At 58.0% G+C, this 17,469-nt stretch carries 18 protein-coding genes; 7 read left to right on the forward strand and 11 right to left on the reverse strand.

The features are described from left to right. Positions 1-10 precede the first annotated feature (10 nt). Positions 11-790 carry an EAL domain-containing protein gene (locus CKW14_RS10300; RefSeq protein ID WP_095047105.1) on the reverse strand — a complete coding sequence of 260 codons (780 nt, stop codon included), beginning with the start codon at positions 788-790 and terminating at the stop codon, positions 11-13. Between the two features lie 117 nt (positions 791-907). Here CKW14_RS10300 and CKW14_RS10305 point away from each other — a divergent pair, with 117 nt between their 5' ends. Continuing rightward, on the forward strand, positions 908-1,315 hold the full coding sequence (locus tag CKW14_RS10305) for an RNA-binding S4 domain-containing protein (protein ID WP_007917939.1): 408 nt from the start codon (positions 908-910) through the stop codon (positions 1,313-1,315). A 151-nt stretch (positions 1,316-1,466) separates the two neighbouring features. Here CKW14_RS10305 and CKW14_RS10310 read toward each other — a convergent pair whose 3' ends face one another. Beyond that, positions 1,467-2,267 (reverse strand): phosphatase PAP2 family protein, encoded by an 801-nt coding sequence (locus CKW14_RS10310; RefSeq protein WP_095125277.1) that lies wholly within the window; start codon positions 2,265-2,267, stop codon positions 1,467-1,469. 105 nt (positions 2,268-2,372) lie between these two features. Here CKW14_RS10310 and hslO point away from each other — a divergent pair, with 105 nt between their 5' ends. After that, positions 2,373-3,275: an Hsp33 family molecular chaperone HslO gene (gene hslO / locus CKW14_RS10315; protein ID WP_093429984.1), complete on the forward strand. Its 903-nt coding sequence runs from the start codon at positions 2,373-2,375 to the stop codon at positions 3,273-3,275. 181 nt (positions 3,276-3,456) lie between these two features. Further along, the gene (locus tag CKW14_RS10320) at positions 3,457-4,998 is read left to right on the forward strand and encodes a phosphoenolpyruvate carboxykinase (protein ID WP_025110978.1); all 1,542 of its coding nucleotides are present in this window, start codon (positions 3,457-3,459) and stop codon (positions 4,996-4,998) included. Between the two features lie 52 nt (positions 4,999-5,050). On the opposite strand, the gene CKW14_RS10325 is transcribed toward CKW14_RS10320, so the two are convergent. The 6 genes from CKW14_RS10325 to CKW14_RS10350 form a co-directional block, all read right to left on the reverse strand. Further along, positions 5,051-6,316: a type II toxin-antitoxin system HipA family toxin gene (locus CKW14_RS10325; protein ID WP_095125278.1), complete on the reverse strand. Its 1,266-nt coding sequence runs from the start codon at positions 6,314-6,316 to the stop codon at positions 5,051-5,053. Then, entirely contained in the window at positions 6,313-6,807 is a 495-nt protein-coding gene (locus CKW14_RS10330) for a helix-turn-helix domain-containing protein (protein ID WP_095047109.1), read from the reverse strand. The genes CKW14_RS10325 and CKW14_RS10330 overlap by 4 nt, the downstream gene beginning before the upstream one ends. A gap of 173 nt (positions 6,808-6,980) precedes the next feature. Then, entirely contained in the window at positions 6,981-7,187 is a 207-nt protein-coding gene (locus CKW14_RS30160; protein ID WP_095047110.1) for a hypothetical protein, read from the reverse strand. Between the two features lie 78 nt (positions 7,188-7,265). Further along, positions 7,266-7,571: a hypothetical protein gene (locus tag CKW14_RS10340; RefSeq protein ID WP_095125279.1), complete on the reverse strand. Its 306-nt coding sequence runs from the start codon at positions 7,569-7,571 to the stop codon at positions 7,266-7,268. A 318-nt stretch (positions 7,572-7,889) separates the two neighbouring features. Then, on the reverse strand, positions 7,890-8,072 hold the full coding sequence (locus tag CKW14_RS10345) for a hypothetical protein (protein ID WP_095047112.1): 183 nt from the start codon (positions 8,070-8,072) through the stop codon (positions 7,890-7,892). A 45-nt stretch (positions 8,073-8,117) separates the two neighbouring features. Next, a complete protein-coding gene (locus CKW14_RS10350; RefSeq protein WP_095125280.1) occupies positions 8,118-8,393 on the reverse strand; it encodes a hypothetical protein in 276 nt (91 codons plus the stop codon). A gap of 303 nt (positions 8,394-8,696) precedes the next feature. Here CKW14_RS10350 and CKW14_RS10355 point away from each other — a divergent pair, with 303 nt between their 5' ends. The 4 genes from CKW14_RS10355 (at position 8,697) to CKW14_RS10370 (ending at position 13,411) form a co-directional block, all read left to right on the forward strand. Next, positions 8,697-9,200 carry a polysaccharide deacetylase gene (locus CKW14_RS10355; protein WP_095125281.1) on the forward strand — a complete coding sequence of 168 codons (504 nt, stop codon included), beginning with the start codon at positions 8,697-8,699 and terminating at the stop codon, positions 9,198-9,200. 182 nt (positions 9,201-9,382) lie between these two features. After that, the gene (locus CKW14_RS10360; RefSeq protein WP_095125282.1) at positions 9,383-11,311 is read left to right on the forward strand and encodes an ATP-dependent DNA helicase RecQ; all 1,929 of its coding nucleotides are present in this window, start codon (positions 9,383-9,385) and stop codon (positions 11,309-11,311) included. A gap of 212 nt (positions 11,312-11,523) precedes the next feature. Next, on the forward strand, positions 11,524-12,750 hold the full coding sequence (locus CKW14_RS10365) for a 3-hydroxyacyl-CoA dehydrogenase (protein ID WP_095125283.1): 1,227 nt from the start codon (positions 11,524-11,526) through the stop codon (positions 12,748-12,750). 235 nt (positions 12,751-12,985) lie between these two features. Next, positions 12,986-13,411 carry a thioesterase family protein gene (locus tag CKW14_RS10370; protein ID WP_095047117.1) on the forward strand — a complete coding sequence of 142 codons (426 nt, stop codon included), beginning with the start codon at positions 12,986-12,988 and terminating at the stop codon, positions 13,409-13,411. A 67-nt stretch (positions 13,412-13,478) separates the two neighbouring features. Here the strand turns inward: CKW14_RS10370 and CKW14_RS10375 are convergent, their stop codons facing one another. The 3 genes from CKW14_RS10375 to fdhD form a co-directional block, all read right to left on the reverse strand. After that, positions 13,479-13,961: a glycine zipper domain-containing protein gene (locus CKW14_RS10375; RefSeq protein WP_095047118.1), complete on the reverse strand. Its 483-nt coding sequence runs from the start codon at positions 13,959-13,961 to the stop codon at positions 13,479-13,481. Between the two features lie 290 nt (positions 13,962-14,251). Next, positions 14,252-16,600: an FdhF/YdeP family oxidoreductase gene (locus tag CKW14_RS10380; protein ID WP_095047119.1), complete on the reverse strand. Its 2,349-nt coding sequence runs from the start codon at positions 16,598-16,600 to the stop codon at positions 14,252-14,254. Continuing rightward, entirely contained in the window at positions 16,597-17,436 is an 840-nt protein-coding gene (fdhD, locus tag CKW14_RS10385; protein ID WP_095047120.1) for a formate dehydrogenase accessory sulfurtransferase FdhD, read from the reverse strand. Before fdhD ends, CKW14_RS10380 begins: the two co-directional genes overlap by 4 nt. Positions 17,437-17,469 lie beyond the last annotated feature (33 nt).

Consider the following 17,469-nt stretch of genomic DNA (forward strand, 5'->3'; position numbering starts at 1 on the left):
AAACCAACGATTAACGCGTCCAGGCCTCAGGTGAAACCCGGGCCAACGCTTTGAATGCAGGTTTGGCGAACCAGTAGCCCTGCATCAGAAATATTCCACAGTCGGCCAGGAAATCCCGTTCACCGGCGCTCTCAATGCCTTCGGCAATGACTGTAACGTCCAACTCCGCACAGATTGTGACAATCCCCCGAACGATCGCCTGACGAACACGGTCTTGATCGACATCGCGGATCAGCGCCATGTCGAGTTTGATCAGGTCCGGTTGGAAATCAGCCAGCAGATTGAGCCCCGAATAACCGGCACCGAAATCATCGATGGCGGTCTTGAAGCCGAATTCGCGGTATTCACGCAGAATATTGGTCAAATGGCGATAGTTATCTACGTGCTCGCTTTCCAGGGTTTCAAAAATCAGCCGGTCGAGAGGAAAACGGTGTTTTTTGGCCGCCTCGAGCGTACTGCGAATACACAGCTCTGGACGATAGACGGCGTTGGGCATGAAGTTGATCGACAAGTGTGTCTGCATATTAAGATTGGCCGCGCCTTCGATGGCGCGGGTTCGGCAGAGCTGGTCGAAACGGTAGCGGTTTTCTTCCGTAACCTGATTCAACACGGTGAATGCGCCTTCACCGTTCACACCGCGAACCAGCGCTTCGTGGGCGAAAACCGACTGGTCGCGCAGATCCACGATAGGTTGGTAGGCAAAGGCAAAATCGAAGCCCAGCGGTTCACTGTGTTGGCAGCCCTGGCAACCGGTGTGAGTCGAAGTCAATGAAGAGGGAAATTTAGTCACTTGAGCACCCCCATGCCGGTGCACCGGCCAAGATCACAGTCTATCTGGAGGGCCGAGTTGTTGCGCCCGACAGAAACGGTAGTACAGTTTCGACTACTGGCTGAACGAGGAATTCAAATGGCGCAAAAAAGCGAAGAGGACGACAAGGTTCGTCTCGACAAGTGGCTATGGGCCGCGCGTTTTTACAAAACCCGTGCCTTGGCCAAAGCGGCGATCGAAAGCGGCAAGGTGCATTGTCGCGGTGAGCGCTGCAAGCCTGGCAAAGAGCCGCGCATCGGCGATGAGTTCGAGATTCGTACTGGGTTCGAGGTGCGTACGGTGAAGGTCGAGGCGTTGTCGATTGTGCGGCGCGGCGCACCGGAGGCGCAGACGTTGTACGCGGAGACCGAGGCGAGTATTGCCAAACGTGAAGCGGCTGCGGCAATGCGCAAGGCGGGGGCGTTGGGTGTGAGTACCGACGGCAAGCCGAGCAAGAAGCAGCGGCGGGATTTGTTCAAGTTTCGGGGTAGCAGCAACGACGAGTAAGCGCGACGTTTCCGGGCTGTATGTGCTGGCCTCTTTGCGAGCAGGCTCGCTCCCACAGTAGATCCGGTTCCTCCAGTGGATACTTGATCAATTGTGGGAGCGAGTCTGCTCGCGAATCGAGGGCGCAGCCCTCGCCGAAAACAGCCCGGTATCAGGCGCTACGCACCACACTCATTCGCGAAACCAGCGGCAACTTGTTCAGCAGATTGAAAATCGGCGAAGTCACCTTCAGCCAGAAATTCGAGGCGTGATAAGCAAACGGTGTGTAGTAACCCCAGCCCAACGCCCACACCGCCAGCAGCATACCGCCGATGTAATCGTCCTGACCCCAATGCGCACCGGCCACCAGACGCGGCAGCATGAACAACAGCGCCAGACCCCAGATCGCCACAAACTGGCCAACCGTGCGGCTGAACACGCCCATGAACAACGCCCAGATCAGCAGCACCGAAGCATGGTCACCGGGAAAGCTCTGGCTCGAGCGATCCTTCAGCTCCCAGGTCTTCTCCATGTGCGGGAAGTAATCGCTGATATGCACCGCGCCTTCCAGCACCATCGACGGGCTGCTGTGCTGCCAGTCCATGTGGTCGGCGAATTTGGAAAACAGTGCGCGAATTACCACCATCAATAGCAGGATCGAGAAAAAACCGAAGAACGCACGACGCACATCAATCGCCTTGAAGACCCAGTCGCCCTTGATCAGCAGCGTCAGCAAGATCAGACCAACAACGATGTCGAACGGACGCAGACTTGCAATTGCCCAGATGTGGAGCCATATCGGGTTGCTGGCCAGCGGTGCATTGAGTGAGCGGAACAGCCACTCGTCGAAAATCACACACAGCGAGTTGCCCGTAGGCCATAACCAGAAAGCCAGTAGCGCCAGTGGCGCTACGTTGCACAGAACCAGCCGGCCGAGGTTCCACCTAGATTGGAACAAACCCGGATTGTTCATAAAATGCCTCCCATGGCAGAGCAGTCGGCACCAAAAAGAGTGCCAAGAAGCGCAAATTTTCACGTCTTGTAACCATTTTGTCACCACATTCAGATACCCAAAATTATGACCGAGCTAGCGGATACCGATTTCACTCAACGTTTCATCTTCGATGACAGCGACACGCGCGGCGAACTGGTTGCGCTTGAACGCAGCTACGCCGAAGTCCTCGCCAAGCACCCGTACCCGGAGCCGGTGGCGCAATTGCTGGGCGAATTGATGGCGGCCGCCTCCTTGCTGGTGGGCACGCTGAAGTTCGATGGCTTGCTGATTCTGCAGGCGCGTTCCGAAGGGCCGATCCCGCTGCTGATGATCGAATGCTCCAGCGAGCGCGAAATTCGTGGTCTGGCGCGTTATGACGCTGAGCGGATCAAGCCGGACGCGAGCCTTGCCGACCTGATGCCGGGCGGTGACCTGACCCTGACCGTCGACCCGACGATTGGCCAGCGTTACCAGGGCATCGTCGATCTTGATGGCGAAACCCTGTCTGAGTGCTTCACCAACTATTTCGTCATGTCGCAACAAGTTGGCACGCGCTTCAAGTTGTTCGCTGACGGCCGCCGTGCCCGCGGGATGCTGCTGCAACAACTGCCGGCCGACCGTTTGAAAGACGAAGAAGAGCGTGCCGCAAGTTGGCAGCACCTCACTGCACTGGCGAGCACGCTGACCGCCGATGAGTTGTTGAGTCTGGACAACGAAACCGTGTTGCATCGCCTCTACCATGAGGAGCAGGTGCGTCTGTTCGATGTGCAGAATCTGCGCTTTCGTTGCACCTGCTCACGCGAGCGTTCGGGCAACGCGCTGGTCAGTCTGGGTCTTGAGGATGCACAGCAATTGGTTCAAGAGAACGGCGGCACTGTCGAGATCGATTGCCAGTTCTGCAATCAGCAGTACCTGTTCGACGCAGCCGATATTGCTCAATTGTTCGCTGGCGCAGGCGTCGACACGCCGTCAGATACCCGGCACTAAAACGGTTCAGCGCAGGTAAATTCACTGCGTAACGACGGAATTTCGCCGTTACGACGGGAGGACCCTACTCTTTTTGGGCTTTTCTGGCATAATCCGGCCCACTTTTTTCGCGGTAGTAGTGCACGACTTTCTACTACAAAACGTTTGGAGCACACTCGGCCACTGGCCGACGGGGAACCTCATGACGCAAGCCAATAACGCCGTGTACACCGATCTGAGTGTTGATGATCTGGTTAAAGAAGCCCTGAACCGCGGTGAGGGCGAGCTTGCCGATACCGGCGCTCTGGTTGTTCGCACTGGTCACCGCACCGGTCGTTCGCCTGTTGACCGTTTCATCGTTGAAGAGCCTTCCACCCAGGCCGCTATCGCCTGGGGCCCGATCAACCGCAAGTTCCCGGCCGACAAGTTCGACGCGCTGTGGGCTCGCGTAGAAGCCTTCAACAACGCGCAAGAGCACTTTGTGTCCCACGTGCATGTAGGCGCGGCGGAAGATCACTACCTGGCCGTGAAAATGACCACCCAGACTGCCTGGCAGAATCTGTTCGGTCGTTGCCTGTTCATCAACCCGGCCCAGTACAACCCGGCCGGTCGTGAAGAGTGGCAAGTGCTCAACGTGGCCAACTTCGAGTGCGTGCCTGAGCGTGACGGCACCAACTCCGACGGTTGCGTGATCCTCAACTTCGCACAGAAGAAAGTGTTGATCGCCGGCATGCGTTACGCCGGTGAGATGAAGAAAGCCATGTTCTCCGTGCAGAACTTCCTGCTGCCGGCCGCTGACGTGCTGCCAATGCACTGCGCTGCCAACATCGGCGAAGAAGGCGACGTGACCCTGTTCTTCGGTCTGTCGGGCACCGGTAAAACCACCCTGTCGGCCGACGAAAGCCGTTACCTGATCGGTGATGACGAACACGGCTGGGGCGAAGGCGTGGTGTTCAACATCGAAGGCGGTTGCTATGCCAAGTGCATCGACCTCTCCGAGAAGAACGAGCCGGTTATCTGGAAAGCCATCAAGCACGGCGCCGTGTTGGAAAACGTTGTCATCGACGACGCCAAGCACGCCGACTACGCCGATGTCAGCCTGACCCAGAACAGCCGCGCCGCGTACCCGCTGGAGCACGTTGCCAAGCGTTCCGAGAAGAACCTGGGCGGCGAGCCAAACGCTGTGATCTTCCTGACCTGCGACCTGACCGGTGTCCTGCCGCCAGTGTCGATCCTCAACGAAGAACAAGCGGCCTACCACTTCCTGTCCGGCTACACCGCACTGGTGGGTTCGACTGAAATGGGTTCGGGCAGCGGCATCAAGTCGACCTTTTCCACCTGCTTCGGCGCACCGTTCTTCCCGCGTCCGGCTGGTGAATACGCTGAGCTGCTGATCAAGCGCATCCGCGGTTTCGGTTCGAAGGTTTACCTGGTCAACACCGGCTGGACCGGCGGCGGCTACGGCGTCGGCAAACGCTTCAACATCCCGACCACCCGCGCGGTGATCGCAGCGATCCAGAGCGGCGCGCTGATCGGTGCTGCCACCGAACACCTCGACACCATCAACCTCGACGTGCCACTGGCCGTACCGGGCGTTGAAACCAACCTGCTCAACCCACGCAACACCTGGGCTGACAAGGCTGCGTACGACGAGGCTGCGAAAGCACTGGCCGGTCTGTTCATCGAGAACTTCAAGAAGTTCGAAGTGAGCGACGCGATCAAGGCTGCTGGGCCGAAGTTGTAAGATCTGTCGTGAATGAAGAAGCCGCCCTTTGGGGCGGCTTTTTTGTGGGTGATTAGAAGGTACGAAAAGCAAGCGCCATCCTTTCCTGCTCACTTCTGGACATCCCAAGCGCATTAGCGATCTCCGGCCAAAGACGGATCACGTCTTGAATGCGCTCAATGATGTCTGTTGAGTCCTCACGACTAACCCGAAAATACCCCGCGACTTCCCTCGCCAGCTCCAAGTCCAGCGCATTGTCAGAATCAGTGATGTTCAGCTTCAACCCATCCGCATGTGTCACCGGATTCATGTCATACGCTGCGGACAACCGCCATCCCCGACCAGGATCCAGAATAAAACCATGGTTTCGCAGGTGGTCATCGGTGTTGGAGACCAGGATGTTGAAGACGATTCGTGACCAGAGTTCACGGAGGTCGGTGTTGGGTTCCGAGCCGTGTTCCATGATCACTTCCGCCAACTCTAGATAGCTGGCGCCGGTTGAGGCGTCGTCGCCGTCGACGCGGTTGGTCATGGTCATGGCTGATGCGAAATGATGTCGGCCGCCGCGTTCGGTTCGGTCGAAACGCTTCACCAGAAAGCAGTGGTGATCGCTTGCGTAGCGTCGGGCTGTGCCGGTCGCTACGCGTAACCCGCAGTTGACTGCCAAAGCGTTCACGACCATTTCCCAACCACCGACATCATAGTCATCTCTCGTACTTGGGAATTTGGCGATCCACAGTTGGCCGAACTCGTCGACGACGCTGGCTTTCGGTCTGGCGCCGCCCAGTGAGCCGCCCGGTGCGATGAGCATTCTTAGCCATTCGCGGCCCTCGGTGGCTGTGTTGTCCCTATCGTTTTCCAAGGCGAGACTTGCCTGTTCTAATGCGCGTAGCTCGACAAAGGGTGGAGCTGCAACGCCGTCGCGGTCGTCGAGGAAGTTGCCTTCGTCATTGAGTTTGTAGCGAAGGGCGCCGACACGGAACAGGTCGTGCACGCCAAGCAGGTAATCGGATTCGAACAACTTGCTGTTGCTGGGGAGCAAGCCGTCGCGAATGTCCCTTTCCAATCGGCGTTTCATCAGCAGTTGGCCCCAACGATCGGGGCTTGAGTCTGCGAAGACGCCAAAGCGGCTCTGATGTTCGCCGGGGAATTGGCGACCTTCGAAGGGGCCGATGCGCGGGTCTAGAGTTATGGAACTCAACTCGGGATCGGCCAGCGCTTTCGGGTCGTACTCAAATTCGAACACGTTGGTGTTGCGTGTTTTCCTTGCGTGTAGAAACCCGAGGCGTCTGGCGCCTTTCAAAGATTCCCAGTCTGCATAAACAGCAATCAGCGTCATTCTTCACCTGTCGGGGGGCCAGCCTTTTTCTTCTTGTTCAAAAGGCTGGAGAGTGAGTGTGTGTTGAATGGGAAGTCAGCCGGAATTTTCGTGGTAGTGGCGGCATCGATTACGTTTGAAGCCCCGACGTGTTCGGATGTGCCCTTTTTTACCGCACTGGCTGCTCGTACTCGCTGGGGCTTTTTCGCTGCGGATCGTGTTGCAGGCATTAACTGCGCATCCTGCAATTGGCGACCCGTTTCATCGGCTGCAGCGAGTTTGTTCAGATCCTTTTCCAGCCCCAGCACTTGCATGACCGAAAGGTAGGCACCGATGGTCACTCCTGATCCTCCCGTCTCCACATTGCGCAAGGTTGTCAGCGACATGCCAGATCGTTCAGCGACTTGCTTGGCCGTCAATTTGCGGCGTAAGCGAGCCAGCTTCAGGCGTTCGCCAAAGTCGACCAGAAGTCGAGCAGTGGAGGGCAAAAGCGGCGCTGTTTTCTTGGCCATAGTGGCAGTATTCCTTCATTTTTTAACCTTAACTGCCAGAATAATAGCACTTAAGTTGAAGGATGCAGGGTAGGGCGGATCTGCAGTGTTCAAGTTTTTAAATGGCATTATTCCAACTGTTTTTAGGATATACAGCCAGAATACTGCCACTTATGGGGGGCTGTAATTTCCATTCAGTTTGTGTTTCTACGGTTCATTTCGAGAGCTGACTCACTTGAAGGAAGTGGCTTGTCGTAGCAGGCTCGCTTTTGCTCAAGCGACAACGCGGTCTTGTCGTCTGTTTTCGGTGTAGAGGTCGGACTGGAAGCGCTACGCTCCCGGCGTAAGATCTCGTCCATTTCCTGGACGCTTTCCATCAGCTCATCAAAAAATTTGCTCATGGTTACTCCGATGGTTACTCCGATGGTTAATTGCCTTATTTACCGCTCTCGACGGATAGGTGAGAGCGGTTTAATCACTCAAGCTCCGGTCGGAGCTTTCCAATTGAGCATCCGCTGCTGCGCAACCTGCAGCAGGTCACAGCCATCCTGCGTCAGCAGATAGAGGGCGTGGGTGATGTGGGGGATGTCTTCGACGTCGGCTTGTTTGAAGTTGAGGCAATAGAGGGTGCGTAGCAGGTCGCTTGAAGCGCGCAGGCGCTGGACGGCGCATTCGAGGATGTCTTGCGGGTTGGCCTCGGTGTCGATGAGCAGAGGCTTGGAGTCGGTGAGGTTGGATTCGAGTGGGCGGTAGCGATCGGTGGTGAATTGATTCCATGTTTTCATTTTTTGATCCTCATATGCTTCAGGTGAAGCCACCACATCGTGACCAAGCGACAGGAGGCAACTGTGTTCGGGTTGGTCAACCGGTGAGGATCGTGCACATACCCGGCACACCCGAAGGTGTCCCAAACACAGTCACCATAAACTGCAGGCAAATGAGTGCCGGCAGCATACAGCGCATGCGTATACACGATCCAATCGGGTGACCAAGCCCGAGCCGCTGAATTGACAGCGACAGCCACGACTATAGAGATCAGCTACACGAAGCCGATAGAAGACAAGGAGTCTGTCTTTGTAGGAACGGGACGTAGATTTGATAGGTCATCGCCGCTGATCGACCTTCTGCTTTAAACGAGCGCGTTTATCAGCCATCAATGCTCTGGATACCTCATCGGGAATGCTGGGGCGAGGATCATCAAGGCTGGCTTGAACCTGTCGGATGAACCAAGCCGTGTAGTCATCCTCGTCACTCGGTGGATCGAACTCATCGCTCGTAACATTCATTGTTGGATTCCTGCCCAAGGACATATAGCGCTGACCTGGCGTGGCCTAGTTGTACGCCGGCTGCGCTGGCCTCTGCTTGGCCACTTCAAGCAAGTCGCAGCCATCCTGAACCAGCAGATAAAGCGCGTTAACGATGTTTGGAATGTCTTTCACATCAGCCTGTTTGAAACATAAGCAGTAGAGCGTTTCCAGCAAATCACCGGCCGCGCGCAAGCGCTGATCGGCGGCATTGATCAGGTCGGTCTGGCTGGAGTGGCTGTCGATAAGCAGTACCGGGTTTTCGCTGTAGCAGGTCTTGAGTGGGCGATAGCGGTTGATCATGGTGAGGCGTGTCCTGTTCTAAAGCGCTGGGGCGGGCCGGCAGCGGATTTGCAGCCGCGCCGGCCACTATAGAAGGGCGTTTCTCTGTGGGACAAGACAGCCGCAATGGACAGTATTCGTAGGGGTTTTTCCGTGTTTTGAGGAAATACCCTACGTGTTTTCGCAGCTTTTTCAGGCCAAAACCCTTAGGCGTAATAATTCCTACGTGATTGTCAGGCGATTCGCGGTAAACCGCTGTATCGTGCGCGCCAGAATCTGTAGGGCGTTTCCAAACGTCTGACACGCGCTTAAAGGGAATTAGGTATGCACTGGCTACGAATGGCCGCAATTTTATTGCTCGGGCTGAGCACTTGCCGTTTGACCATGGCCTCTGACATTGGCAATGCGTGGGTGCTGGATCGCCTCGATCGCACCGATTGGCCGGAGGCACTCATCAGCCAGGCGAGCATGGACACGGCGTCGCGCGGTGAAGTGTTGATGTTCGCCAAAGCTCTGTTGGCCAGCGAAGCACTGGATGAAGAGGGGCTTGAGCAGCGACTCGGGGTGCCGCACGTGCAACTGAAGTCGATTCGCCATGTGCGCGACGGTCTCTGGGAGGGCTTGCTGAGCACCTATCGAAGCGCCAGTCAGAACTGTGATGAGCAACCGTTCTGCCCGCGTGTGCGCAGCGTCGCTGATTTGCGGCAGTTGGCAGCGGCATTCACCGGCGACATCAGCCCGGCCCATGCGCTGTGGGCGAGCAAGAGCCAAGGTGTGCATGAGCAGATGCTGAATGAGCAGTTGCGGGTGGCGGTTTTACGTCCCTGACTTTTTAAATTTTGTGGTGTGGCGGCTGGCCTCTTCGCGAGCAGGCTCGCTCCCACAGAGTCCCCCGGTGTTCGTGGCATCCGCTGTATCATTCCGAATCGATTTGGCCCCGACCTTTTCTCGACTCGCTGCGATCGCCCGCTAGGCTGTTGGCATGGCAGCAGTCAATGGAGTGACAGCGAATGCACAACACCCTGGAACAGGTTTTTGGTTTTCCACAGTTTCGACCCGGTCAAGAAACCGCGATCAGTGCGGTACTGGCCGGGCGCTCGGCGGCGGCGATTTTTCCTACCGGTTCCGGCAAGTCGATTTGCTACCAATTGCCGGCGCTGATGCTGCCGCACCTGACGTTGGTAGTCTCGCCGTTGCTGGCGTTGATGCAGGATCAACTGGCCTTTTTGCAGCGACACGGTATTTCCGCTGGCAGCATCGATTCGGCGCAGAGTCGCGATGATGCCAGTGACGTGATGGCCCGCGCCCGCTCGGGTGAATTGAAGATTTTGATGATCTCGGTGGAGCGCTTGAAAAACGAGCGCTTTCGCAACTTTCTGCAGCAGGTGCCAATCTCGCTACTGGTGGTGGACGAGGCGCATTGCATCTCGGAGTGGGGCCATAACTTCCGCCCCGATTATCTCAAGCTGCCGGACTATCAGCGCCAGTTCAACATCCCGCAAACTTTACTACTGACGGCCACCGCAACACCGAAAGTCATCGCCGACATGCAGGCCAAATTCGCTATCGCCGCTGACGATGTGGTGACCACCGGCTTCTACCGGCCCAACCTCAATCTGCTGGTCGAGCCGGTACGTGGCCAGGACAAGCGCCGGCGGCTGGTCGAGTGGATGACCGAGCGTGCGGGGCAGCCGAGCATCGTCTACGTGACCTTGCAGAAAACTGCTGAGCACATCGCTGAACACCTTGAGCGCAACGGCATTCAGGCCGAGGCGTATCACGCGGGTTTAGCCCACGACAAACGCGAGGCGATCCAGAAGCGCTTCATGGCCGGGCAATCCAATTGCATCGTCGCGACCATCGCATTCGGCATGGGCATCGACAAGAGTGACATCCGCAATGTCGTGCACTTCGACCTGCCCAAATCCATCGAAAACTACAGTCAGGAAATTGGCCGCGCCGGGCGCGACGGGCAGCCGTCGGATTGTCTGGTATTGGCTAATCGCGACAGCCTCAATGTGCTGGAAAACTTCGTCTACGGCGATACGCCGGAGCGCGATGGCATTCGCTATGTACTCGATGAGCTAAAGGCCTCGGTGCCGGAAGGGCAGTGGGAGTTTCTGCTCGGGCCATTGGCTGATCAAAGCAACATTCGTGCACTGCCGCTGAAGACCTTGCTGGTGCAACTGGAACTGCGCGGTTTGATCGCGCCGCGCTACGCCTATTACGCCGAATACCGTTTCAAATACCTGTTGGAACCCGAAGTGCTGCTTGAGCGTTTTGAGGGCGAACGCAGGGATTTCGTCGCTGCAATTATTCAGACCTCGGCTCGCGCGCGCACTTGGGCCACGGTGAATTTCGAGGCGATGTATTCGCAATATTCCGCCGAGCGCAATCGGGTGGTGAAGGCGCTGGATTACTTTCAGGAAAAAGGCTGGGTCGAACTGGAAAGCAAGCAGATGACCGAAGTCTACAGCCTGCTGAATAGTGACTTTGACAGCGACGTCCTGAGTGCCGAGCTGCATGAGTATTTCACCCGGCATGAGCAGGCCGAAGTGGCGCGCATCCACGCCATGCTTGAAGTGTTCGCCACCGAACGCTGCCTGGGCAATCGCCTGGCCAAGTATTTCGGTGATCACAATGCGCCCGAGCAATGCGGGCATTGCTCGGTGTGTCATGGCCAGGTGGCGCGGTTGCCGGCACCACCGGAGTTGCCAGCACTTGTGGATAAAAACTTCGCGGCGCTGTGTGGTGATTTTATCCACAGGCATGAGCAGTACACCGGGGTGATTCCAACGGCTGAGCGGTTGACGCGATTTTTGTGTGGGATCAGCGTGCCGCTGTTCACCAAGCTCAAGGCGCGGACGATTACCGGGTTTGCCGCATTGGAGGAGTATCCCTATGCCGAAGTCCGCAGCTGGGCGCAAGAGCACCTCTGATCCTTGTAGGAACTGCCGAAGGCTGCGATCTCTTGCTCTTGAAAAAATCAGCATCAAAATATCGCGGCCTTCGGCAGCTCCTACATTAAGTGTCATCAGGGAAGGGGCTCTATCCATCCGCTGAATGTCGATCATCACGGTAATAAACTTCAAAAAACGTCGATGGCTGACTAAGGTGAGACCAGTCTTTGGATCGCCAACAAGAGAACAACATGAGCCAGACAACCTTCGATATTCAGCAAGCCGCGGTGATCGGCGCGGGCACCATGGGCCGGGGCATTGTCATGTGCCTGGCCAATGCCGGCGTGACGGTACAATGGGTGGATAACAATCCACAGATGCTTGAGCAGGCACTCGCCACTGTGGCCGAGACTTATGCACACAACGTGCGCCAGGGACGGATTGATCAGGCCGAGGCGGATGCGCGTCTGGCGCGGGTCAGTGCGGCGGCGGATTATGCGGCGATTCGCAATGTCGATCTGGTGATCGAGGCGGTGTACGAAAATCTTGAGCTGAAGCAGAAGATCTTTCGTGAGCTGGATGGTTTGCTCAAGCCTGAGGCACTGTTGGCAAGCAATACGTCGGCACTGGATATCGATGCGATAGCCGCAGCGACAAAGCGTCCGAATCAGGTGTTGGGCCTGCATTTCTTCAGTCCGGCGCACATCATGAAACTGCTGGAAATCGTTCGCGGCGCACAGACCTCTGCGGCGGTGCTGGAGGCGGCACTGGCACTGGGCAAACGCATGGGCAAGGTCAGTGTGGTGTCGGGCAACTGCCACGGTTTTATCGGCAATCGCATGTTGCATCCGTATGTCCTGGAGGCGCGCAAAATGTTGCTTGAGGGCGCTTATCCACAGCAGGTCGACGCAGCCTTGCAAGGTTTCGGTTTTGCCATGGGGCCGTTCCGCATGTACGACGTGGTCGGCATCGATCTGGAATGGCGTGCACGCGAGTTGGCCGGAAAGGGCCAGGATGCGCCAGAGGTTCAGGTGGATAACCGTTTGTGCGAGATGGGACGGTTCGGGCAGAAGTCCGGCAATGGTTATTACCATTACGAGCCGGGCAGTCGTCAGGCTGAGCACGATCCTGAGGTCGATGCGCTGGTATTGCAGGTCAGCGAAGGGCTGGGCTTCCAGCGCCGCGAGATCGGTCCTGAGGAGATCCTGGAGCGCAGTCTTCTGGCATTGGTCAACGAGGGTGCGAAGATTTTGCAGGAGGGCATTGCCGAGTCTGCACACGACATCGATCTGGTGTACCTGAATGGCTACGGCTTCCCGGCGGACAAGGGCGGGCCGATGGCCTGGGCGGATCAACAAGGGCTGGCGGATATTCATTCGCGGCTGTTGGCGCTGGAGACGCGGCAGGGTGATCAGTGGAAGCCGGCGCGGTTGATTGGTGAGTTGGCGGCAGAAGGGAAGGGGTTTGCTCAAATGTGATGTCGCCGCCAGAATCGATCCCCCTCACCCCAGCCCTCCCGAAACGTCGGACCGCCCCCAAAGGGGGCGAGGGGAAAGGGAGCCGATCTGCGTGGGTTTCAAAACTTGAGTTCGACTCGACAGTTCAGGTCGGTGTATTTCGAGAGAACACCTCGGTCAGTCCCCTCTACCTCTGGGAGAGGGCTAGGGTGAGGGCAAGCAGCCTCACTGAAAAAACAAGAGAACCAGCACAACCATGTCCACCCCTCAGCGCACCGACTACCCTCACTTCCAGCCCATCACCACGCGCTGGCACGACAACGACGCCTACGGTCACGTCAACAATGTCACCTACTACAGCTTCTTCGACACGGCCGTGAACACCTACCTGATTCAAGTCGGTGGTCTGGATATCCATGACGGCGAGATAGTGGGGTTTGTCGTCAGTTCGGCGTGTGATTACTTCGCCTCGATCGCTTTCCCGGATCTGATCGAGATCGGTTTGCGGGTCGGCAAGCTGGGCAACAGTTCAGTGCAGTACGAATTGGCAGTGTTCAAGGTCGGCGAAAGCGAGGCGTGTGCGGCCGGGCGCTTCGTTCACGTATTCGTCGATCGGGCGACTAATCAGCCGGTGCCGATTCCTGCCGAACTGCGGCAGGCACTGGAATACCTGGTGGTGTAAACGGCAAAAAAAATCGCAGCCCTTGGGCTGCGATTTTGCTTTACCGGCCAGCAAGGTGTTTGAGGCCTCAGTCGCGATAATACTTGTGATGTTTGCGGTGGCCGTAAGCGTGGCCGCGGCCCGGGTGACGGTCGCGGTAATAACCACGGTCACGGTCACGACGGCGATCATAATGACGATCATCGTCATCACTCTTGTTACCCATGTAGTTACCCAGCGCGCCACCGGCACCGCCACCTGCTGCGGAGCCGATCAGGCTGCCGGTGGTGCCGCCCATGCTGCGGCCGACCACGTTACCGCCGGCTGCGCCCAACGCACCACCGATGGCGGCTTCGCCACGGCTGCGTTTGTCGGCGCCGACCGCACTGCCACCCGCGCCGCCGAGGGCTGCGCCGATGGTGGAACCTGTATTGCCGCCTAAGGACTGACCGACGACCGAGCCAAGAACCCCGCCCAATGCGCCGCCCACACCTGCTTCGGTGGTGCCGCCTGCGGAAGCAAAACCACTGACCAGGCCAAGGGACAACAAGAGAATCGAGGAGAACTTCATAGATGAGCCTCAAAGGGATGACGGCGCCGATCCTGAGGCTGTGTGACAAGCGTGACAATCGAAATCCGACGAATAACACGACCTGTATACAATTTTGCAAGTTGCTGTTTTTTCAGCGGAACTTAACCGATTTTCGCCGGTCTTTAGCTACTTCGGACAGGCCGCTTTTGTGAAAAAGCGGCCTTTTTTGTGGGCGTTTGAAAAGCAGAAGCGAAAAGATCGCAGCCTTCGGCAGCTCCTACAGGAATCGGCGTAGGAACTGCCGAAGGCTGCGATCTTTTGATTTTGGATTAAGCCGACTTGGCCATGATCAACCCAGTCTCACTCGCCGCTTCCAACCGAATCGCAATGAACTTCGACGTCGGGGTATGGCTGCCATCCCCAGTGCTCTCCAGCGGCACCAGCGGATTCACTTCCGGGTAATACGCCGCCGCTTGCCCGGCCGGAATATCAAACGCCAGCAAGGTGAAGCCCTTCACCCGACGCTCGCGACCATCGTCCCACAGCGAAACGATGTCGGCCTTCTGCCCCGGCCGGAAGCCCAGACGAATGATGTCCGCCTCGTTGGCGAACAGCACATCACGCTGGCCCTTGACCCCGCGATAACGGTCGTCGAGGCCATAAATCGTCGTGTTGTACTGATCGTGGGAGCGCATCGATTGCAGTATCAGATCCGGCAGTTGTCCGGTGGCGCGGGTGCGTTCGTGCACGAGATCTTTCGGCAGCATGTTCGCGCGGAAGTTGGCCCGGCCCGACGGCGTGTTCCACTTGCGTGCGCCGGCGCTGTTGCCGAGGTAGAAACCGCCCGGGTTCTTGATCTTCTCGTTGAACGCTTTGAAGTTGGGAATGGTGTCGGCGATCAGTTCGCGGATGCGCCCGTAATCAGCCACCAGCCAGTTCCAGTCCACCGGTTTACTGCCCAATGTGGCGGCAGCGATCCCGGCAATGATCGACGGCTCGGAACGCATCTGGTTCGACAGCGGCTGCAACTGACCGTTGGAGGCGTGAACCATGCTGAACGAGTCTTCCACGGTGACCGCTTGCGGGCCTTCGGTCTGGATATCGATGTCGGTACGACCGAGGCACGGCAGGATCAGCGCGTCTTTACCGTGAGCCAGGTGGCTGCGGTTGAGCTTGGTGCTGATCTGCACGGTCAGGTCGCAATTGCTCAGTGCGGCGAAGGTACGCGGGCTATCCGGCGTGGCTTGGGCGAAGTTGCCGCCCAGACCGATGAAGACCTTCGCGCGACCCTCAGCCATTGCGTGGATCGCTTCAACCACGTTGTGGCCGTTGTGGCGCGGCACCTTGAACTGGAAGCGTCGCTCCAGCGAATCGAGGAACGCCACCGGCGGACGCTCGTTGATGCCCATTGTGCGGTCGCCTTGCACGTTACTGTGGCCGCGCACCGGGCACAGGCCGGCGCCCGGTTTGCCGATGTTGCCGCGCAGCAGCATCAGGTTGGCGATTTCCTGAATCGTCGGCACCGAGTGGCGATGCTGAGTGATGCCCATCGCCCAGCACATGATTACGTTCTTGCCCTTGGCGTACATACGCGCGGCTTGCTCGATTTCGACGAGGGTCAGGCCGGATTGCTCGACGATCTGTTCCCACGGCGTATCGTCAACGACACCGAGGTACTCCAGCACATTGGCGCTGTGGGCGTTGAGGAAGTCGTGATCGAACACAGCAGGCTCGCCAGCCTTCTGCGCATCGCGCTCCCACTGCAGAAGGAACTTGGCCATGCCGCGCAGCAGCGCCATGTCGCCACCGAGGGCCGGACGGAAATACGCGGTGTTGGTTGGCTTGTCGCCGTTGGTGAGCATTTCGATCGGGTGTTGCGGGTGCTGGAAGCGCTCCAGGCCACGCTCTTTCAACGGGTTGATGCACACCACTTGCGCGCCGCGTTTCACTGCCTCACGCAAGGGTTCGAGCATGCGCGGGTGGTTGGTGCCCGGGTTCTGGCCCCAAACGAAAATCGCATCGGCGTGTTCGAAGTCATCGAAGGTCACGGTGCCTTTGCCGACGCCGACGCTCTGCGCCAGGGCAACACCGCTGGCCTCGTGGCACATGTTCGAGCAGTCCGGGAAGTTGTTGGTACCGTAGGCGCGCACAAACAGTTGATACAGGTACGCCGCTTCGTTGCTGGCGCGACCCGAGGTGTAAAACTCGGCCAGATCGGGGCTCGGCAGACTTTGCAGGTGCTTGGCGATCAGCGTGTAGGCGTCGTCCCAACTGATCGGCTTGTAGCGATCGGTTTCGGCGTCATAAACCATCGGCTCGGTCAGACGGCCCTGATACTCAAGCCAGTAGTCGCTCTGCTCCAGCAGCGAAGTAACGCTGTGCTTGGCGAAAAACTTGGCGTCTACACGACGCTTGGTCGCTTCCCAGTTCACCGCTTTCGCGCCGTTCTCGCAAAACTTGACCATGCCGCTTTCCGGCGAATCGCCCCACGCGCAACCCGGGCAGTCGAAGCCGCCGTTCTGGTTGGTCTTGAGCATCATGCGCAGGTTTTTCAGGGCGTTGTCGCTGGTCAACCAGGCCTGAGCCACACTGATCAGGGCACCCCAGCCACCGGCGGCACCTTTGTAAGGCTTGTAGCGCGGGACAGGTTTCTGGTCGGCTTGATGATGTTGGCTCACGCTTGATTCTCCATCGCGGGGCTGTACACCCGCGGCGCACTTTTCTGCGGCAGGTGGATGAGATTGAGGTTGTGTCGACGGGCCCATTGCACGGCAAGGCCGGTGGGTGCGGAAAGGCTGACCAGGGTCTGGATGCCGGCGCGCAAAACTTTCTGGATCAATTCGAGACTGCAACGGCTGGTAACAATCGCCAGTCCGCCATCTGTGGATATCTTCTGGCGGATCAGTCCGCCGATCAGCTTGTCGAGGGCGTTGTGCCGGCCGATGTCTTCGCGCCCGAGCAACAATTCGCCGCTGGCGTTCATGAACACCGCCGCATGCACCGCGCCGCAGTGCTGACCGAGCGGTTGAAACGCGCCGATGCGCTGACGCAGACCGTCGAGCCATTCGCTCGGTGGCAGCGGCGCGCCGGACAACACCTTGAGGTCGGGCAATGCCTGCTCCACCGCTTCAACACCGCACAACCCGCAACCGCTGGTGCCCGCCATTTGCCGGCGCTGTTGCTTGAGATTCCAGAACGCACGGTTGGCGATGGTCACTTGCGCGTATTGCGCAGACCCGGCGCCGGTCAGTTGCAGGTCATAGATGTCGGTGGCGTCCTCGATGATGCCGCTGCCGAGGCTAAAGCCGACGATGAAGTCTTCCAGGTCGGTCGGTGTCACCAGCATCACCGCCTGACTGATGCCGTTGTAGGCGATCGCCAACGCGACTTCCTCAGCCAGCGCAGTGCTGGCCGATTCCTCACGGGGTAAATCGCTGTAACTGTAGGTCTGGCTGGCGGCAGGCGCGGGCGTTTCAAGTGCAGGCGCCGCGCAGGCAGGGCGCTTGGCGTTCATGGCATCACCGACGGTTTGATCAACGTTAAGACT

This window comes from Pseudomonas sp. Irchel s3a12 (genome assembly GCF_900187485.1).
In the GTDB taxonomy this organism is placed as follows: Bacteria; Pseudomonadota; Gammaproteobacteria; order Pseudomonadales; family Pseudomonadaceae; genus Aquipseudomonas; species Aquipseudomonas neuropathica.